Below are 17,811 nucleotides of genomic sequence, written 5' to 3' on the forward strand. Positions count from 1 at the left end.
CCACCACCGTCCGCGGAGCGGACCACGAAGCCCAGCAGCCACACGATCAGGACGATCACCGCGATCCACCACAGCGCCTTCAGTGCGAAACCCGCACCGAAGAGGATCAGAGCCAGAAGAAGAACCAGAAGCAGGGGAACCATTGTTATCAACCTCCTGGCCACCGCATGCCCTTACTTCAGTCCTACAAGCACACAGAATAGGAGTTAGTTCTTCACATCGGCGGGCATACTCGCGCGCCGTGCGTTGTTCCCGCTCTCCGGCGCCGTACGCGTCACGGTTCGTCGAACCGGGGCCCACCAGCGAACGGGCCAGGTACCGCGCGGCGGCCTATCCGGGCAGTCGCCGGGCGAACGCCTCGTACGCGTGGTCGTCGAACAGGACGAACCGCACCTCTTCGACGCCGGCCGGCGTGTTCCGTACGGTCTCCGTCGCGATGCGGGCCGCGTCGTCCATCGGCCACCCGTACACGCCCGTGGAGATCGCCGGGAACGCGACCGTGCGGGCACCCAGCTCGTCGGCGACCCGGAGACACTCCCGGTAGCAGGACGCGAGCAGCACGGACCCGTCGTCCGAGCCCTGGTACACCGGGCCGACGGTGTGGATCACCCAGCGGGCGTCGAGTTCACCCGCCGTGGTGGCGACGGCCCGGCCCGTGGGCAGGCCCTTGCCGTACCGGGAGGCGCGCAGCGCGCGGCACTCCGCCAGGATCGCGGGGCCGCCGCGGCGGTGGATGGCGCCGTCCACGCCCCCGCCGCCGAGGAGCGAGGAGTTCGCGGCGTTGACGAGGGCGTCGGCGCGCTGCCGGGTGATGTCGCCCTGGACGAGGGTGAGGCGGGTCATGTCTGCCTCAGCCTGCGCCAGACGGCCTTGGCGGCGTTGTGCCCCGACATGCCGTGGACACCGGGCCCGGGCGGAGTGGCCGAGGAGCAGATGAACACGGCCGGATGGGGCGTGTGGTAGGGGAACAGGGACAGCCTGGGGCGCAGCAGCAGCTGGAGTCCGGAGGCCGCGCCGCAGGCGATGTCACCGCCGACGTAGTTGGCGTTGTGGGCGGCCATCTCGGCGGGGCCGGCGACGGCGCGGGCGAGGACGCGGTCACGGAAGCCGGGCGCGAAGCGCTCCAGCTGGCGTTCCAGGGCGTCGGTGAGGTCGCCGGACCAGCCGTTCGGCACATGGCCGTAGGCCCAGAAGACGTGCTTGCCCTCGGGGGCGCGGGTCGGGTCGACGACGCTGGGCTGCACGGTGATCATGAAGGGCCGGTCGGGGGCGCGGCCCTCCCGGGAGGCGGCGCGCAGAGCGGTGCCGATCTCGGCCTGGCTCGCACCGATCTGGACGGTACCGGCGACGCGGGCCTCGGGCGCGGTCCAGGGCACCGGACCGTCCAGCGCGTAGTCGATCTTGAAGACGCCGGGGCCGTAGCGGTAGTTCGCGTAGTGGTCACCGAAGCCCGCGATACGGGCGAGCGCGGTGGGCGAGGTGTCGAAGACGTAGGCGCGCGCCGGCGGCAGGTCGTCCAGGCGCTTGACCTCGTAGTCCGTGTGCACCTCACCGCCGAGGTCCGTCAGATAGGCGGCGAGGGCGTCGGAGATGGCCTGGGAGCCGCCGCGCGGCACCGGCCAGCCGCGGGCGTGGGCGGCGAGGGCGAACACCAGCCCGATGGCGCTGGTGGCCAGGCCGTTGAGCGGCGCCATCACATGGGCGACCAGGCCGGAGAAGAGGGCCTTGACCTGTTCGTCCCGGAAGCGGCGCATCAGCCAGGTGGACGGCGGCAGCCCGACCAGGCCGAAGCGGGCCAGGGTGACGGGGTCGCGCGGGAGCGCGGTCAGCGGCAGGGACATGAAGTCCCGGACCAGCGTGTCCCAGTGGGCGAGGAGCGGCTCGACCAGTCTGCGGTACGGGCCCGCGTCGCGCGGTCCGAAGGAGGCGGCCGTCTCGGCCACCGACCGGGACAGCACGGACGCGGTGCCGTCCGGGAACGGGTGGGCCATGGGCAGCGGGGCGTGCAGCCACTCCAGGCCGTACCGGTCGAGCGGCAGGGCGCGGAACGCCGGGGAGTTGATGCCGAGGGGATGGGCCGCCGAGCACGGGTCGTGCCGGAAGCCGGGCAGCGTCAGCTCCGCGGTGCGGGCGCCGCCGCCGACCGTGGGCCGCGCCTCGAACAGGGCCACGGAGAAGCCCCGGCGGGCCAGCTCCACGGCTGCGGTCAGTCCGTTCGGTCCCGCACCCACCACGACCGCATCGAGCATCGACGGCACCTTCGGACCCCTTCGTCAGCCGACGGCCATTCGCGAGCAGGATATGCCGGGAGCCTGCCCTCCCCCGGGCCGGGTGGCCCCGGACCTCAGGACGCCGCGCCCAGCAGGCCGGCCAGCCGGCGGGCGGTGGCGGCGTCACGGGCGGCGGTGAACGGCAGGACGTTCCCGCCGGTGATCCGGAACGGCTCACCGGTCAGCGTGACGTGCGTGCCCCCCGCCTCCTCGACCAGGAGCAGACCCGCCGCGTGGTCCCAGGCGGCCTCCCAGGAGAACGCGACCGCGTCCAGCTCGCCCCGGGCGACGGCGAGATACTCCAGCCCCGCGGAGCCGCACGGGCGCGGCGCGAGGCCGTCGGTCCACAGGGCCTTCAGGGCCCGCTTCTGCTCGTCGGTGGTGAAGTCGGGGTGGGAGACGGCGACCGCGAGGTCCCGGCCGGGCGCGGGCGGCCCCGCGAACAGCCGCTCGCCGTCGAGGAAGGCGCCGCGGCCGCGGACGGCGGTGGCGAACTGGTCGCGGGCCGCCGCGTACGTCCAGGAGGCGATCACGGTGCCGCGGTGGGCGAGGGCGACCAGCGTGCAGAAGCCGTCGTCGCCGTGCACGAACTGGCGGGTGCCGTCGACCGGGTCGACGATCCAGACCGGCGCCTCGCCCCGGAGCGCCTCGTACACCGCGGGGTTGGCGTGCACCGCTTCCTCGCCGACCACGACCGAGCCGGGCAGCAGGGCGCCGAGGTCCTCGGTGAGCCGCAGCTCGGCAAGGCGGTCGGCGTCCGTCACCAGGTCGTGCGGGCCGCTCTTCTGCTCCACCTCGTGCTCGGCGAGACGGCGGAAGCGGGGCAGGATCTCGGCCGCGGCGGCCTTGCGGACCGCCTCTTCCACGTCGGCCGAGCAGCGGGCGAGAAACTCCTCGATGGTTTCCGTTTCTTCGATCATGACTCCATGAGAGCACGTCCCACTGACAGTCCCCGCCCCACGGGTGCACTGCGGATGGAATCGGGATGAACGACGGAGGGCGGAGGGTCCCGGGCCACCGCGCACAGCCGCCCCTCGGACCGGGCGGGGCCGCACGGAGGGCGGGCCGGGTGGTGAACACGCGTGTGCTCCTCTGCTCGCCCGGCATGCTACGGACCACGCCGCGGTCGGGGAACGCCCCGGCTCGCCCGGGCGTTGGTCCGGCGGGAGGAACGGAGGCCCTGGCAAGTGCATGGTGAGTACAAGGTGCCCGGCGGCAAGCTCGTCGTCGTGGACGTGGAGGCCGCGGGCGGTGTGCTGCGGGACGTGCGGGTGGCCGGGGACTTCTTCCTGGAGCCGGACGAGGCGCTGGACGCGGTGAACCGCGCGTTGGAGGGCGCGCCGGCGGACACCGACGCGGCGGGGCTCGCGGCACGGATCGAGGCGGCTCTGCCCGCCGGGACGGTGATGTACGGCCTGACGGCGGAGGGCGTGGCGATCGCGGTGCGCCGGGCGCTCGCGCACGCCACGGACTGGACGGACTACGACTGGCAGCTGATCCACGAGAGTCCGCAGTCGCCGGCCCTGCACATGGCGCTGGACGAAGTGCTGACCGCGCAGGTGGCCGCGGGCCGGCGCCCTCCGACGCTGCGCGTGTGGGAGTGGGGCGCCCCGGCGGTGATCATCGGCAGTTTCCAGTCGCTGCGCAACGAGGTGGACGCGGAGGGCGCCGTCCGGCACGGCATCGAGGTGGTGCGGCGGATCTCCGGTGGCGGCGCGATGTTCGTGGAGCCCGGCAACACGATCACCTACTCCCTGTCGGTGCCCGAGTCGCTCGTCCATGGCCTGTCCTTCCAGGACAGCTACGCCTATCTGGACGACTGGGTGCTGGGCGCCCTCGGCGACATGGGCATCCACGCCTGGTACCAGCCGCTGAACGACATCGCGACCGACCAGGGCAAGATCGCGGGCGCGGCGCAGAAGCGGATCGTCGGCCCCGGTGGCGGGCCGGGGGCCGTACTGCACCACGTGACGATGTCGTACGACATCGACGCGGACAAGATGGTGGAGGTCCTGCGGATCGGGCGGGAGAAGCTGTCCGACAAGGGCACGAAGAGCGCCCGGAAGAGAGTCGATCCGCTGCGGCGTCAGACGGGGCTGCCGCGGGAGGCGGTCATCGACCGGATGATCGAGTCCTTCGGCGCGCGCTACGGACTGACACGGGGCAAGGTCACCGCCGAGGAGCTGGAACGCGCCGAGGAGCTGGCCCGCACCAAGTTCACGTCACCGCGGTGGACGGCGAGAGTGCCGTAGGACCGGGGGTTCCGCAGCCAGGGAGCGCCGGATAACGGACATAGCGGCACACCGTACGCGGGTTGTCGTGACCGGGTGGGTACGCAGTGCGTCGGCACTTCCGCGGCACAGGCAGTCATGTGACACTGTCGTCCCCCGTCCACCCTGCGGACCCCTCCGCACCCCCTTCCCCACGAGAAGTGCGCCGTGCGTTCCCTTCCTCTGCCGCTCGCCCTCACCGCGCGTCTGTCGCCGGTCGCGGTGCTCGCCTGCGCCGGCTGGGCGCTGACGTCCGGACCGGTCACCCCGCCCGCCGCCGGGCACCCGACGGCCCAGCGAGTGTCCGCCGATGCCACCTCCGCGGCGCCCTCGGCCACGGCGGCGGCGCCGAAGACGTACACCGCCGCGCCCGCCCCCTGCGCCAGTGTGCCCGTGGCCACCGTCAAGTCCCTGGTGCCGGGGGCGAAGACGGCCGGCAAGGAGATCCCGTCGACCGACACCGAGCTGCGCCGCACCTGCTCCTGGAACGCGCTCACGGGTTACGACTACCGCTGGCTCGACGTGTCCTTCGAGATCACCGGGTCGGACCGGGAGGCGCGCGAGGAGTACGAGCAGCGGATACGCGAGAAGAGCGGCGGCGGGGCCGTCCCCGGACTCGGGGACAGCGGCTACTCGGTGGTCGACCTCACCACCGAGGACAAGCAGCAGACCCGCGAGGGTGTGGTGCTGGCCCGGGCCGCCAACGCGCTCGTCGTCGTCACCTACAACGGCAGCGACTTCGAGACCAAGAAGGCCCCCGCCACCGACGAGATCAACAAGGGGGCCATCAAGGCGGCGAAGGCGGCGGTCGCCGCGCTGGGCGGCGGTCAGGGCTGAGCAGCCGTACGCCGGGGCCCTGCTCCGCCGGCCGCGTCGTCACCCCGGTCCGGGGCGGACGTCAGGCGGGCGTGCAGCCGTGCGGCCTCCCCGCACAGGCGCAGGGTGGCGGCGAGGCCGCTCGACGGGTCGTCGTCCCAGCGCTGCGCCTCCAGCAGGGCTTGTCCTCGTCCCGGAGGCTGCCGCCGGCGAGGGACGCGCCGACGAGCGGTCCGGGCACGACGGTGCGCAGCCGTTCCCGGTGCACCCCCCTGTCCAGTTCCCCGTCGGCCCGGGCCTCGTGCATCAGCCGCGGCGCTCCCTGAATCCCTGCATGTCGCCGGTGCCGGTGGTCTGGGCGATGTGGAAGAGCGCGGCGACCGTCCGGGACGGCAGGGGTGCGCGGCCGTCCTCCCCCGCGGGGGCTGCCCGTCCCTGCGACAGGTGGGCGAGGAGCCCGGCAGGTCCTGCGGCGGGAGGCTGCCGGGTGCCATCACCTCGGCGCTGGCGAGGAACCGGGTCAGTGTGTCCCGGACCTCGTCGAAGTCGCCGGGGCCGTCGGCCGGCGCGTCACCGGTGCCCTGCGGCGTCGGCGGGAGGGTGCCGGGGGACTGCTCCAGCAGGCGGAGCAGCAGGGGCAGCAGGGTGGCGAGCGAGGGGGGGCAGGGCGTCGCCGTGCAGGGTGCCGGCCATGTTCCGGGTCAGCTGGACGACCTTCTCCGTCTCGCCGCCCACCAGTGCCTCGGACAGTTCGCCCATGGAGCGCAGGGGGTCGCGGAGTTCGGGCGTCATGCCGTCGGGTTCCCGTTCGAGCAGCAGCCGTACGAGCAGGCCGGTGTCCTCCACCAGGCCCGAGCCGCCGTGGCCGAGCGGCGCGCCGACCCTGAACAGGTACCTGAGCTGGTCGATGACCGGCGACGCGTCGAGCCCGGCCGGCGCTTCGCGGGTCAGCCGCACCATCCGCGACCCGAGCAGCGTCACGAGGTCCCGGCGCGCGGTCTCCCGGTTCTCGGCGCCGAGCGTGACCGACGTGCGCGCCGCCTCCGGCAGCCGCAGGGCGCGTTCCCGGTCGCCGGGGGCGTCTGCCAGGACGAACCGCAGGGCGAGGCAGCGGCCGAGCCGTTCGGCGACCGCCGCGGCCGTCGCGTCATCACCGCCCTGGTCCCTCAATTCGCTCAGTAACGCTTCGAGTTCGTCGGTGAGCAGGTCGAGTTCCGGGCCGTGTACGCCCTGGTACGACCCCGGATCGAACGGCAGGGACAGGCCGGCGGTGCGCGCGAGCGCGGCGGCGGCGCGGTCGGCCGCCGGTACGGCACGGGTCTCCCTCATATGTCGCTCCCTCCGCGCCCAGGGTGCCCGTCGCGCCGGTCCGGCGGGCGGGTCCGGCGCAGCTGACCGGCGTCCTGCCGGACAACGCCCGGCTGTCGGCCGCTTTCCGCCCGATCCGCCGTCGCGGGAAGGGGTGCGGCCGGGCGCGAGCCGCGCGCGGACGCACGTGGAGGCCGAGGGGGCCGGCCGGTCAGGCCGTTCGCGCCTCCCGGCCCGAGAGCAGGGTCAGCGCCGTGTACAGCGCCAGGGAGGTGCCCAGGCCCACCGCCCAGCCGTAGTCGGCGAGCGGGGACAGTGCCGGGATCGGGCGGCCGTCGGCCAGCGGTTCGAGGCCGGCGCCGCCGACCGCGAGGACCCCGCCGGCCAGGAAGGCGGCGACCGCCCGCCAGTTCCAGCCGCCGGTGTACCAGTACCGGCCGCCCGCGCGGTACAGGTCGGCGAGATCCAGGCGGGTGCGGCGCAGCAGCCAGTAGTCGGCGACGAGGATGCCCGCGACCGTGCCGAGCAGCCCGCCGACCAGGCCGAGCCAGGTGAAGATGTAGCCCTGCGGGTCGGCGTACAGCCGCCACGGGCGGATCAGTACGGCGAGGACGGCGGTGATCAGGGCGCCGGTACGGAAACTCACCTTCCTGGGCGCCACGTTGGAGAAGTCGAAGGCCGGGGAGACCAGGTTGGCGGCGATGTTCACGGACAGGGTCGCCACCAGCACGGTGACCAGGGCGTAGAGCAGTCCTGCCGCGTTGTCGGTCTTCGCGGCGAGCTGGACCGGGTCCCAGACCGGCTTGCCGTACACCGCCTGCGAACCGGACGTGACGAGCACGGAGAGGAAGGCGAAGAGGGTCATCGTGGTCGGCAGCCCCAGGGCCTGACCCCGGGTCTGCGCCCGCTGGCTCTTTCCGTAGCGGGTGAAGTCGGGGATGTTCAGTGACAGCGTGGACCAGAAGCCGATCATGCCCATGAGGGACGGCCAGAACAGCTCCCAGAAGTCGCCGCCCCAGCCCAGCCGGGAGGGCTGCCCGAAGAGCGGGCCGACACCGCCTGCCTTGGCGCTCATCCACCCGAGCATCACGAACGCGCCGACGAGCACGAAGGGCGCGGCCCAGTTCTCGAAGCGGCGGACGGTCTCCATGCCGCGGTGGATGATGGCGACCTGGAGGAGCCAGAACAGCGCGAAGGACAGCCACATGGTCCACGCGTGGCCGCCGACGCGCGAGGCGTCGGACCAGCCGGCGCCGACGAGTTTCCCGGCGAGGAAGTAGATCGCCTCGCCGCCGATCCAGGTCTGGATGCCGAACCAGCCGCACGCCACCAACGCCCGCACCACCGCGGGCAGGTTGGCGCCGCGCACGCCGAAGGAGGCCCGGGCGAAGACGGGGAAGGGGATGCCGTACTTGGGTCCCGCGTGCCCGGTCAGCAGCATCGGCAGCAGCACGATCAGGTTGGCGAGGCCGATGGTGAGCACCGCCTGCTTCCAGTCCATGCCCACCGCGATCAGTCCGGAGGCCAGGGTCCAGGACGCCGTGTTGTGGGCCATGCCCACCCACAGGGCCGAGAAGTCGTACGTCGTCCAGGTGCGGTCGGCCGCGGGAACCGGGAGCAGGTCCGCGTTGGCGTAGGGGCCGTCGGGCCGGGGCGCGCCGGGAGCGATCTCCACCCGGCCGTCGGGGAGGGTGATCTGGGTCGGCGGTATGTGAGGGGGAGCGGTGTCGGTCATGGGCCGGCCAATCGGGGAGGAGGGGTCGAGAACGGCCGTGCGGGCACCGGCCCCCTCCCCGGGACGGCGGGGAGGGGGAGACCAGGAGGGGCGGGGCCGGGGGCGGGCCCAGGGGTCAGGCGTTGACGGCGGGGATGATCCGGCTGCCGTAGGCGTCGATCGTCGCCTCCTGCGCGTCGTGCATGTCGTACACGGCGAACTGGTCGACGCCCAGGGCTCGCAGCGCGGTCAGCTTCTCGATGTGCTTCTGCGCGGGACCGATCACGCAGAACCGGTCCACGATCTCGTCGGGCACGAACCGGGTGTCCGGGTTGTCGCTGCGCCCGTGGTGGGCGTAGTCGTAGCCGTGCCGGGACCTGATGTAGTCGGTGAGTTCCCCGGGGATGCGGCCGGAGTGTTCGCCGTATCTGGCGACCAGGTCGGCGACGTGGTTGCCGACCATGCCGCCGAACCAGCGGCACTGCTCGCGGGCGTGGGCGAGGGCCCCGGGCGAGTCGTCCTCGGTGACGTAGGCGGGCGCGGCCACGCAGACGGTGACCTCGGCGGGGTCGCGTCCGGCGGCGGCCGCCGCCTCCTTGACGGTCTTCACCATGTACTCGGTCAGGTACAGGTCGGACAGCTGGAGGATGAACCCGTCGGCCTCCTCGCCGGCCATCTTCAGCGCCTTCGGTCCGTACGCGGCCATCCAGACGGGGAGTTCGGCTCCCTCCCCGACCCACGGGAACCGGATCTTCGTGCCGCCGAGGTCGGCCTCCTCGCCGCGGCCGAGGGCGCGGATCACCTTCATGGCCCCGCTGAGCCGGGCGAGGGTGTTGGGTGCGCGGCCGGCGACGCGCATCGCGGAGTCACCGCGGCCGATGCCGCAGACGGTGCGGTTGCCGAACATGTCGTTGAGGGTGGCGAAGGTGGAGGCGGTGACCTCCCAGGCGCGCGTGCCCGGGTTGGTGACCATCGGGCCGACCTTGAGCCTGGAGGTGTTGGCGAGGATCTGGCTGTGGATCACGAACGGCTCCTGCCACAGCACGGCGGAGTCGAAGGTCCAGCCGTAGCGGAAGCCGTTGCGTTCGGCCCGCTTCATCAGGCTGATGACGCGGGAGGCCGGCGGGTCCGTCTGGAGGACGAGGCCGAAGTCCATGGGGCCGCTCCTAGGCGAGGTACTGACAGGTGGAGCGCGGGGTGTAGACGCCGTGTCCGGCGCGGCCGGTGTACTCCCGCCGGTCGATGACGAGTTCACCCCGCGAGAGGACCGTCTCGACGCGACCGGTGACGCGCCTGCCCTCGTACGCCGAGTAGTCCACGTTCATGTGGTGGGTCTCGGCGGACAGCACCTGTTCGGCGTGCGGGTCGTAGATGACGACGTCCGCGTCGGCGCCCGGGGCGAGGGTGCCCTTCTTCGGGTACAGGCCGAACATGCGGGCCGGGGCGGCACAGGCGATCTCGATCCAGCGGCGGCGGGAGATGTGCCCGTCGACGACGGCCTGGTGCAGCAGGTCCATCCGGTTCTCCACGCCCGGCAGGCCGTTGGGGATCTTGGAGAAGTCGCCGCGGCCCAGCTCCTTCTGGCCGGTGAAGCAGAAGGGGCAGTGGTCGGTGGAGACCACCTGGAGGTCGTTGGTGCGCAGCCCCTTCCACAGGGCGGCCTGGTGCTCCCTCGGCCGCAGCGGGGTGGAGCACACGTACTTGGCGCCCTCGAAGTCCGGTTCGGCGAGGTTGTCGGTGGACAGGAACAGGTACTGCGGGCAGGTCTCGCCGAAGACGTTCAGCCCCTCGTCCCGGGCCCGGGCCAGCTCGGCGACCGCCTCGGTGGCGGAGACGTGCACGACGTACAGCGGGGCGCCGGCGACCTGGGCGAGGCGGATGGCGCGGTGGGTGGCCTCGGCCTCCAGCAGGGCCTTGCGGACCTCACCGTGGTAGCGGGGGTCGGTCTCGCCGCGGGCGAGGGCCTGTTCGACCAGGACGTCGATGGCGATGCCGTTCTCGGCGTGCATCATGATCAGGCCGCCGTTCTCGGCGGAGCGCTGCATGGCGCGCAGGATCTGGCCGTCGTCGCTGTAGAACACCCCCGGGTAGGCCATGAACTGCTTGAAGCTCGTCACCCCCTCCTCGACCAGCTTGTCCATCTCCTTGAGCGTCTCCTGGTGCACGTCGGAGACGATCATGTGGAAGCCGTAGTCGATCGCGCAGTTGCCCTCGGCCTTGGCGTGCCAGGCGTCCAGGCCCTCGCGCAGGGTGTGGCCGACGCTCTGCACCGCGAAGTCGACGATCGTCGTCGTACCGCCCCAGGCCGCGGCCCGGGTGCCGGTCTCGAAGGTGTCCGAGGCGAAGGTGCCGCCGAAGGGCAGCTCCATGTGGGTGTGGGCGTCGACGCCGCCCGGGATGACGTACTTCCCGGTGGCGTCGATGACCCTCCCCCACTCTTCGGCCGGGGGTGCCCCGCTCTCGCTTCGCCCGGCGGTGAACGCCCCGGCCGCGGGCGTGCCGGAGGCGGCGAGGGCGGCGATGCGGCCGTCCTCGATCAGGACGTCGGCGTGGATCTCGTCCGACGCGGTGATGACGAGACCGCCGCGGATGACGGTACGGCTGCTCATGCTGCTCCCTCGGTCGACGGTACGGTCGGGGCGCGGTCGGCGGCGCTCCCGCCGGGGGGCGGCGGTCGTCTCCGTGCGCCCCCCGGCTGCCGCCGGTGGCGCTGGTCAGCTGCTGTCGTCCACGCTTCTCAGCGCCTGTTCCAGGATCGCCGCGCCCTCTTCGGCCTCGGCGACGGTCAGGGACAGCGGCGGGGCGATCCGCAGGGCGCTGGTGTCGTGACCGCCGCCCTTGCCGATGAGCAGTCCGCCGTCGCGGGCCGCCTCCAGCACCGCGGCGACGGCCTGCGGGTCGGCTTCGTCCGTGCCCGGTCTGACCAGTTCGACGCCGATCATCAGCCCCCGTCCGCGTACCTCCCGCACTCCGGGCAGCTGGGCGGCGACCGTACGGAGCCGCTCGATGAGCAGTCCGCCGACCCGCCGGGCGTTTCCCTGGAGGTCGTGCGCCAGGAGGTGATCGAGGTTGGCGAGGGCGGCGGCCATGGTGAGCTGGGTGCCGCCGAAGGTGGAGATGCTGTTGGCGTCCAGGCAGTTCATGATCTCGGCGCGGGCGACGACCCCGCCGACGGACATGCCGTTGCCGATGCCCTTGGCGAAGGTGACGATGTCCGGGGGGCCGCTGCGGGCGTGCGCCTGCCAGCCCCAGAAGTGGTCGCCGGTGCGGCCCCAGCCGGTCTGCACCTCGTCGGTGATCCACAGGATCCCGTGGGCGGCGAGGACTTCACGGAACGCCGCGTACAGCCCGTCGGGCGGCGAGGTGAACCCGCCGACGCCCTGGACGGGTTCGGCGATCAGCGCGGCGGGTGGCCGGATGTGACCGAGGACGTCCTTCAGGTCGGCGACGCACGCGTCGGTGAACGCGCGGTCGTCCAGCTCCGCGTACGGCCCACGGGTGCGCACGCCGCCGTGGACGTACAGGGTGTGCAGCGGGGACAGCGAGGTCGGGGACCAGCCGCGGTTGCCGGTGATGCCGACCGTGCTGAAGGAACGGCCGTGGTAGCTGTTGCGCATGGCCAGCACGGTGTTGCTGCGCCGGTAGGCGGTGGCGAGGAGCAGTGCGGTGTCGTTGGCCTCGGTGCCGGAGGTGGTGAAGAACACGCGGGCGTCGGGGATGGCGCTCACCTGGGCGATGCGCTCGGCGAGTTCGACCATCGGCCGGTTGAGGTAGAGGGTCGAGGAGTGGATGATCCGGGCGGCCTGCTCGCTGACCGCCTTGGTCACCTCGGGCAGCGCGTGCGCGGTCGACGTGGTCAGGATGCCGCCGAAGAAGTCCAGGTATCTGCGGCCGGCGGAGTCCCAGACGTACCGGCCCTCGCCGTGGGTGATCTCGATCGGGTCGTCGTAGTAGAGGGCGAGCCAGTCGGGCAGCACACGGCGGTGACGGGAGTAGAGGTCGTTCACGGCCGCACCAGCCCGTCGTAGGCGTCGGGGCGGCGGTCACGGTAGAAGGCCCACTGCTGCCGCACCTCCTCGATGAGGTCGAAGTCGAGGTCGCGGACGAGGAGTTCCTCGGACTTGTCGTCGGCGGTCTCCCCCACGAAGCGCCCGCGCGGATCGACGAAGTACGAGGTGCCGTAGAAGTCGTTGTCGCCGTACTCCTCCTGCCCCACCCGGTTGATGGCGGCGACGAAGTACTCGTTGGCGACGGCCGCGGCGGGCTGCTCCAGCTGCCACAGGTGGGCGGACAGGCCCCGGTGGGTGGCGGAGGGGTTGTAGACCAGCTGGGCGCCGTTCAGGCCGAGTTGCCGCCAGCCCTCCGGGAAGTGCCGGTCGTAGCAGATGTAGACCCCGACCTTGCCGACGGTGGTGTCGAAGACGGGCCAGCCCAGGTTGCCGGGCTTGAAGTAGTACTTCTCCCAGAAGCCCTTGACCTGGGGGATGTGGTGCTTGCGGTACTTGCCGAGGTAGGTGCCGTCGGCGTCGATCACGGCGGCGGTGTTGTAGTAGAAACCGGACTGCTCGACCTCGAAGACCGGTACGACGATCACCATGCCGGTCTCGCGGGCGAGGTCCCGCATCCGGCGGACGGTCGGCCCGTCGGGCACCGGCTCGGCCCAGCGGTAGTGCTCCGGCTCCTGCACCTGACAGAAGTACGGGGCGTTGAAGACTTCCTGGAAACCGATGATCTGTGCGCCCCGGCGAGCCGCCTCCCGGGCGTGCTCCTCGTGTTTCGCCACCATGGACTCGGTGTCGCCGGTCCAGGTGGCCTGCACCAGAGCGGCGCGTACGACGTTGGCCATGAGCTGCTCCTTCGACGCGGCCTCAGAGCCTCTACGCCCGTAGAGCAGGCCGTAGAGGGACGAACGTAAGCCTCCGGGAGGCCCTTGCCAAGACCATCGTCGTCAACCCGCGGAGTCGATCACGTTTCACACTCCGGTGGGTGAGCGGATCCGCCGGTCGGGGGCGGGCCGGGACGCGCTCCCGCGCCGCCGGTCACGGTCCGTGGCCGGCGACCCGCAACGCGTGGACAACGTCCCAGTGCCGCTCGTCGGACACGCCGTGCGCGGCCCTCAGCAGGAGGGGCACCAGGCGCTCCGGACCGGCGGCGGCGCACCGGGCGGCCTCCTCGGGCGTACGGACCCGCACACAGGCGTCCAGCAGGGCCCACGCCTCCCGGTGCCGGCCCGCCTCGTCCAGCCGCAGCACCGCCGCACCGATCTGCTCGGCCGGCCTCGCCACGCCCTGCCGCAGCATCTGCCGCGCGTCGGCGTCCCGGCCGGCCGCGGCGAGCGCGTCGGCGACGGCGACCAGCCGCTCGGCGGGCAGCGAGGCGGCCTCCCACAGCAGCGTCGTCCAGTCGGCCCCGAGCCCGGCCCGGTACAGGGCGTCCGCGAGCGGCGGCAGCCGGCCGGCGGGCCACCGCGCGGCCTCGGCCAGCAGCACGTGCGCCTCGCCGCTGCGCCCCTCGGCCCGCAGCCGGGCGAGCCGCTCCACGGCCCCGGCGACCGCCTCCCCGGCCCCTTCGTCCACCACCGCGGCAGCCACCGGCACCGCCACGGCCGGCCCCTCCACCCCGGCGAACCGGGCCCCGCGAGGCGTACGGCCCCCGGCGCCGGCGCCCGGACCGGAGGCCTGCGGCACGGCCATCGGGGCGCCCGCCTCGCCCTCCCCCATCCCGGCGAACCGCGCACCACCACGGCGACGCCTGCGCGGCGGGGGCGTCACGGGCGGGGCGGGGGCCGTCGGGGGCACGGGGGCCGCTGAGGTGGGCACCACCGGTGACTCGGGGGCTACCGGCGGGTACCAGGGCGCGCCGGGGACGGCGTCGGAAGACGGCGGACGAGCCGGGGGCGTCGTACGGAAGGGGTCCTCCGGGCGCGCCGGGTCCGGGGTCCGGCCGGGGAACGCGTGCGCCCTCGGCCGGTCCGCCGCGGCGATGCGCGAGCGCAGTTCGGCGCAGCGTGCGGTGGCGCGTTCGTGGTCGTCGCGGGCCTGGGCGAGGTCGAGACGCAGGGTCTCGGCCCGCGCCCCGGACACCGGCCCGGACAGCAGACGGCTCAGCTCGGCGTGGCGCGCCGCGGCGTAGCGCTGCTCACGGAGCATGACGTCGAGCCGGTCGGCCAGGATCTCCCGGGCGCCGGGCCGGGCGTCGTACGCGGTGAGCGCGGCGGCGTGCAGCGCGCGGGCCCCTTCCCGCTCGGCCGCCGCGACGGCGGGACCGTAGGCCGCGCCGAGGTCCTCCAGCAGGGCCTCGACCACATCCCACGGGGGGATCTCGCGCCCGTCCAGGCAGGCCCGCATGCCCTCGGGGTCGCGGTGCCAGAAGACCGCGCTCCACCCCCCGCCCTGCCCGAGCCGCGCCAGAAGCCCGTCCAGGTAGCTCGCGAACTCCCGCACACCCCCGGGGAGTCGATCCACCGCCATCGCCCCCGCTCCCGCCCGGCTGCCGGCACTCCGTCCGGTAGGCAACACCAGTCGTGTTACGGACCTGCTACGCGGAGTTTTCCGGCAGTGCGCGAACGGCTCCTGGCGGGATTGCCGGCCACGGCCGCCCGTCCGGACCAGCGCGGCCCCCGCTTCTCCACCCGGCACGAAAATGCCCGCCCGAGGGGGCGCGAGGAACCGTGCGGGCGGCGCAAGGACCCCGCACCTCACGACCAGCGGTGCCCACCCGGAACGACACGGCGGCGAACATGCCCGCCCCAGGGGATCGTGTCATCGTGGGCATGAACCGCCCCCCACCCGGTTACCCGGCGGAGCCAGTCGTCAGCGAAGGAACGCAACGCCATGACCAACGGCTACCCTCCTGACCCCTTCGGCGAGTTCCTGGCCCGTTTCTTCGGCGGCGCCCCGGGCGGTGCCCCCGGCCCCCGGCACATCGACATCGGCCGCCTGCTCAGCCAGCCGGCCCGGGAGCTGGTCAGAGGCGCCGCCCAGTACGCCGCCGAACACGGCAGCCGGGACCTGGACACACAGCACCTGCTGCGCGCGGCGCTGTCCACCGAGCCCACCCGGAGTCTGCTGAGCCGGGCGGGCGCGGACCCGGACTCGCTCGCGACGGAGATCGACGACCGGGCCGGTCCGGTGCAGCACGGGCCGGGCGAGGCGCCGCCGCCGACGTCGCTGTCGCTGACCCCGGCGGTCAAGCGGGCCCTGCTGGACGCGCACGACCTGGCGCGGGCGAGCGGCGCCGGGTACATCGGCCCGGAGCACGTGCTGAGCGCGCTGGCCGCCAATCCGGACTCGGCGGCCGGGCACATCCTGAACGCGGCCCGGTTCTCGGCGGGCTCCCTGCCGCCGGAGGCCCCGGAGAGCAGCCAGCCCCGCCCGGAGCGGCAGCGGCCCACCGGCACACCGACCCTGGACAAGTACGGCCGTGATCTGACCGAGCTGGCCCGGCAGGGCCGGGTCGACCCGGTCATCGGCCGGGACGCGGAGATCGAGCAGACCATCGAGGTGCTGTCGCGGCGCGGCAAGAACAACCCGGTGCTGATCGGTGACGCGGGTGTCGGCAAGACGGCCGTCGTGGAGGGCCTGGCCCAGCGCATCGCGGACGGTGACGTCCCGGACGGCCTGGCGGGGCGCAGGGTCGTGGCCCTGGACCTCACGGGTGTCGTGGCCGGCACCCGCTACCGGGGTGACTTCGAGGAACGCCTGAACAACATCGTGGAGGAGATCCGCGCGCACTCCGACCGGCTGGTGGTGTTCATCGACGAGCTGCACACCGTCGTGGGCGCGGGGGCCGGCGGCGAGGGCGGCGCGATGGACGCCGGGAACATCCTCAAGCCGGCTCTCGCCCGGGGCGAGCTGCACATCGTGGGCGCGACCACCCTGGAGGAGTACCGGCGGATCGAGAAGGACGCGGCGCTGGCCCGCCGGTTCCAGCCGATCCTGGTGCCGGAGCCGACGGTCGCGGACACGATCGAGATCCTGCGCGGGCTGCGCGACCGCTACGAGGCCCACCACCAGGTGCGTTACACCGACGAGGCGCTGGTCGCCGCCGTGGAGCTGTCCGACCGGTATCTCACCGACCGGCGGCTGCCCGACAAGGCGATCGACCTGATCGACCAGGCGGGCGCGCGGGTCCGGCTCGGTGCCGGCACCAAGGGCACGGACGTGCGCGCGATGGAGCGCGAGGTGGAGCAGCTGGTCCGGGACAAGGACCAGGCGGTCGCGGACGAGGACTACGAGCAGGCCAAGCAGCTGCGCGACCGGATCACCGAGCTGAAGCAGCGGATCACGGCGGCCAGCGGCGAGGGGAGGGCCGACGAGGGGCAGCTGGAGGTGACGGCGGAGGCCATCGCCGAGGTGGTGTCCCGCCGGACCGGCATCCCGGTCAGCCGGCTCACGCAGGAGGAGAAGGAACGGCTGCTCGGCCTGGAGGAGCACCTGCACCAGCGGGTCGTCGGCCAGGAGGAGGCCGTCGGCGTGGTCGCGGAGGCGGTGCTGCGCTCCCGCGCGGGGCTGGCCAGCCCGCACCGGCCGATCGGCAGCTTCCTGTTCCTCGGCCCGACCGGTGTCGGCAAGACGGAGCTGGCCCGGGCGCTGGCCGAGGCCCTGTTCGGCAGCGAGGACCGGATGGTCCGGCTCGACATGAGCGAGTACCAGGAGCGGCACACCGTCTCCCGCCTGGTGGGCGCCCCGCCCGGGTACGTCGGTCACGAGGAGGCGGGGCAGCTCACCGAGGTGGTGCGCCGGCACCCGTACTCGCTGCTTCTCCTGGACGAGGTGGAGAAGGCGCATCCGGACGTCTTCAACATCCTGCTCCAGGTGCTGGACGACGGCCGGCTGACCGACTCGCAGGGGCGGACCGTGGACTTCACCAACACGGTCATCGTGATGACGAGCAACCTGGGCTCCGAGGCGATCACCCGGCGCGGTGCCGGGATCGGGTTCGGGCCGGGTGGTGCGGACGCGGACGAGGAGGCGCGACGGGAGCAGATCCTGCGGCCGCTGCGGGAGCACTTCCGGCCGGAGTTCCTCAACCGTATCGACGAGATCGTGGTCTTCCGGCAGCTGACGAGCGAGCAACTGCGGCAGATCACCGATCTGTTGCTGGAGGGCACCCGGCGGCTGCTGGACGGGCAGGGCATCACGGTGGAGTTCACGGACGCGGCCGTCGACTGGCTCGCCGAACACGGCTACCAGCCGGAGTACGGCGCCCGGCCGCTGCGCCGCACGATCCAGCGCGAGGTGGGCAACCAGCTGTCCCGGCTGCTGCTGAACGGCACGATCGCCAGGGGCAGCCGGGTGACGGTGGACGCCAAGGACGGGCGGCTGGACTTCCGCGCGGACGAAACCCCGCCACCCGCACCCGAGTTGTGAACGTGGCCCCCGGCTCCCCGGGAGCCGGGGGCCACTGCCGTCTCGCGCTTGCGGTTGCGCTT

General features: G+C 73.2%; 14 protein-coding genes. 3 read left to right on the forward strand and 11 right to left on the reverse strand.

Annotated elements, in window-relative coordinates; translation table 11 throughout:
- The 4 genes from ABZ117_RS30925 to ABZ117_RS30940 all read right to left on the reverse strand — a co-directional run.
- Positions 1–143 (reverse strand): hydrophobic protein (locus ABZ117_RS30925; protein WP_356825624.1); only part of this gene is annotated, 143 nt, incomplete at its 3' end.
- A gap of 187 nt (positions 144–330) precedes the next feature.
- The gene (locus ABZ117_RS30930) at positions 331–843 is read right to left on the reverse strand and encodes an O-acetyl-ADP-ribose deacetylase (protein WP_356825516.1); all 513 of its coding nucleotides are present in this window, start codon (positions 841–843) and stop codon (positions 331–333) included.
- Entirely contained in the window at positions 840–2,258 is a 1,419-nt protein-coding gene (locus ABZ117_RS30935) for an NAD(P)/FAD-dependent oxidoreductase (protein WP_356825518.1), read from the reverse strand. Before ABZ117_RS30935 ends, ABZ117_RS30930 begins: the two co-directional genes overlap by 4 nt.
- Before the next feature lie 86 nt (positions 2,259–2,344).
- Positions 2,345–3,190, reverse strand: a complete 846-nt coding sequence (locus ABZ117_RS30940) for an inositol monophosphatase family protein (RefSeq protein WP_356825520.1) — start codon at positions 3,188–3,190, stop codon at positions 2,345–2,347.
- Positions 3,191–3,457: 267 nt separating this feature from the next.
- On the opposite strand from ABZ117_RS30940, the gene ABZ117_RS30945 reads away from it, so the two are divergent.
- Both ABZ117_RS30945 and ABZ117_RS30950 read left to right on the forward strand, forming a co-directional pair.
- Positions 3,458–4,522, forward strand: coding sequence for a lipoate--protein ligase family protein (locus ABZ117_RS30945; protein ID WP_356825522.1), 1,065 nt, complete (start codon positions 3,458–3,460; stop codon positions 4,520–4,522).
- Positions 4,523–4,708: 186 nt separating this feature from the next.
- Positions 4,709–5,377 (forward strand): hypothetical protein, encoded by a 669-nt coding sequence (locus ABZ117_RS30950; RefSeq protein WP_356825524.1) that lies wholly within the window; start codon positions 4,709–4,711, stop codon positions 5,375–5,377.
- A gap of 549 nt (positions 5,378–5,926) precedes the next feature.
- On the opposite strand, the gene ABZ117_RS30955 is transcribed toward ABZ117_RS30950, so the two are convergent.
- The 7 genes from ABZ117_RS30955 to ABZ117_RS30985 all read right to left on the reverse strand — a co-directional run bounded on the left by ABZ117_RS30955 (position 5,927) and on the right by ABZ117_RS30985 (position 14,848).
- Positions 5,927–6,685 carry a hypothetical protein gene (locus tag ABZ117_RS30955; protein ID WP_356825526.1) on the reverse strand — a complete coding sequence of 253 codons (759 nt, stop codon included), beginning with the start codon at positions 6,683–6,685 and terminating at the stop codon, positions 5,927–5,929.
- A 190-nt stretch (positions 6,686–6,875) separates the two neighbouring features.
- Entirely contained in the window at positions 6,876–8,399 is a 1,524-nt protein-coding gene (locus ABZ117_RS30960; protein WP_356825528.1) for an NCS1 family nucleobase:cation symporter-1, read from the reverse strand.
- 115 nt (positions 8,400–8,514) lie between these two features.
- Positions 8,515–9,534: a TIGR03842 family LLM class F420-dependent oxidoreductase gene (locus ABZ117_RS30965; protein WP_356825530.1), complete on the reverse strand. Its 1,020-nt coding sequence runs from the start codon at positions 9,532–9,534 to the stop codon at positions 8,515–8,517.
- Between the two features lie 10 nt (positions 9,535–9,544).
- Positions 9,545–10,987 (reverse strand): dihydropyrimidinase, encoded by a 1,443-nt coding sequence (gene hydA, locus ABZ117_RS30970; protein WP_356825532.1) that lies wholly within the window; start codon positions 10,985–10,987, stop codon positions 9,545–9,547.
- Positions 10,988–11,092: 105 nt separating this feature from the next.
- Entirely contained in the window at positions 11,093–12,385 is a 1,293-nt protein-coding gene (locus tag ABZ117_RS30975; protein WP_356825534.1) for an aspartate aminotransferase family protein, read from the reverse strand.
- Positions 12,382–13,224, reverse strand: a complete 843-nt coding sequence (locus ABZ117_RS30980; protein WP_356825536.1) for a nitrilase-related carbon-nitrogen hydrolase — start codon at positions 13,222–13,224, stop codon at positions 12,382–12,384. Before ABZ117_RS30980 ends, ABZ117_RS30975 begins: the two co-directional genes overlap by 4 nt.
- 193 nt (positions 13,225–13,417) lie before the next feature.
- A complete protein-coding gene (locus ABZ117_RS30985) occupies positions 13,418–14,848 on the reverse strand; it encodes a hypothetical protein (protein WP_356825538.1) in 1,431 nt (476 codons plus the stop codon).
- A 363-nt stretch (positions 14,849–15,211) separates the two neighbouring features.
- Between ABZ117_RS30985 and ABZ117_RS30990 the strand changes: the two genes are divergently transcribed.
- Positions 15,212–17,749: an ATP-dependent Clp protease ATP-binding subunit gene (locus ABZ117_RS30990; RefSeq protein WP_356825540.1), complete on the forward strand. Its 2,538-nt coding sequence runs from the start codon at positions 15,212–15,214 to the stop codon at positions 17,747–17,749.
- Positions 17,750–17,811 lie beyond the last annotated feature (62 nt).

This window comes from Streptomyces sp. NPDC006309, assembly GCF_040613095.1.
Lineage (GTDB): Bacteria > Actinomycetota > Actinomycetes > Streptomycetales > Streptomycetaceae > Streptomyces.

What these genes read in the sequence shown, in the direction of transcription:
- ABZ117_RS30930 (WP_356825516.1), bottom strand. Translation starts at nt 843, where the DNA reads ATGACCCGCCTCACCCTCGTCCAGGGCGACATCACCCGGCAGCGCGCC.
- ABZ117_RS30940 (WP_356825520.1), bottom strand. Translation starts at nt 3,190, where the DNA reads ATGATCGAAGAAACGGAAACCATCGAGGAGTTTCTCGCCCGCTGCTCG.
- ABZ117_RS30955 (WP_356825526.1), bottom strand. Translation starts at nt 6,685, where the DNA reads ATGAGGGAGACCCGTGCCGTACCGGCGGCCGACCGCGCCGCCGCCGCG.
- ABZ117_RS30960 (WP_356825528.1), bottom strand. Translation starts at nt 8,399, where the DNA reads ATGACCGACACCGCTCCCCCTCACATACCGCCGACCCAGATCACCCTC.
- ABZ117_RS30965 (WP_356825530.1), bottom strand. Translation starts at nt 9,534, where the DNA reads ATGGACTTCGGCCTCGTCCTCCAGACGGACCCGCCGGCCTCCCGCGTC.
- hydA (WP_356825532.1), bottom strand. Translation starts at nt 10,987, where the DNA reads ATGAGCAGCCGTACCGTCATCCGCGGCGGTCTCGTCATCACCGCGTCG.
- ABZ117_RS30980 (WP_356825536.1), bottom strand. Translation starts at nt 13,224, where the DNA reads ATGGCCAACGTCGTACGCGCCGCTCTGGTGCAGGCCACCTGGACCGGC.
- ABZ117_RS30985 (WP_356825538.1), bottom strand. Translation starts at nt 14,848, where the DNA reads ATGGCGGTGGATCGACTCCCCGGGGGTGTGCGGGAGTTCGCGAGCTAC.
- ABZ117_RS30990 (WP_356825540.1), top strand. Translation starts at nt 15,212, where the DNA reads ATGACCAACGGCTACCCTCCTGACCCCTTCGGCGAGTTCCTGGCCCGT.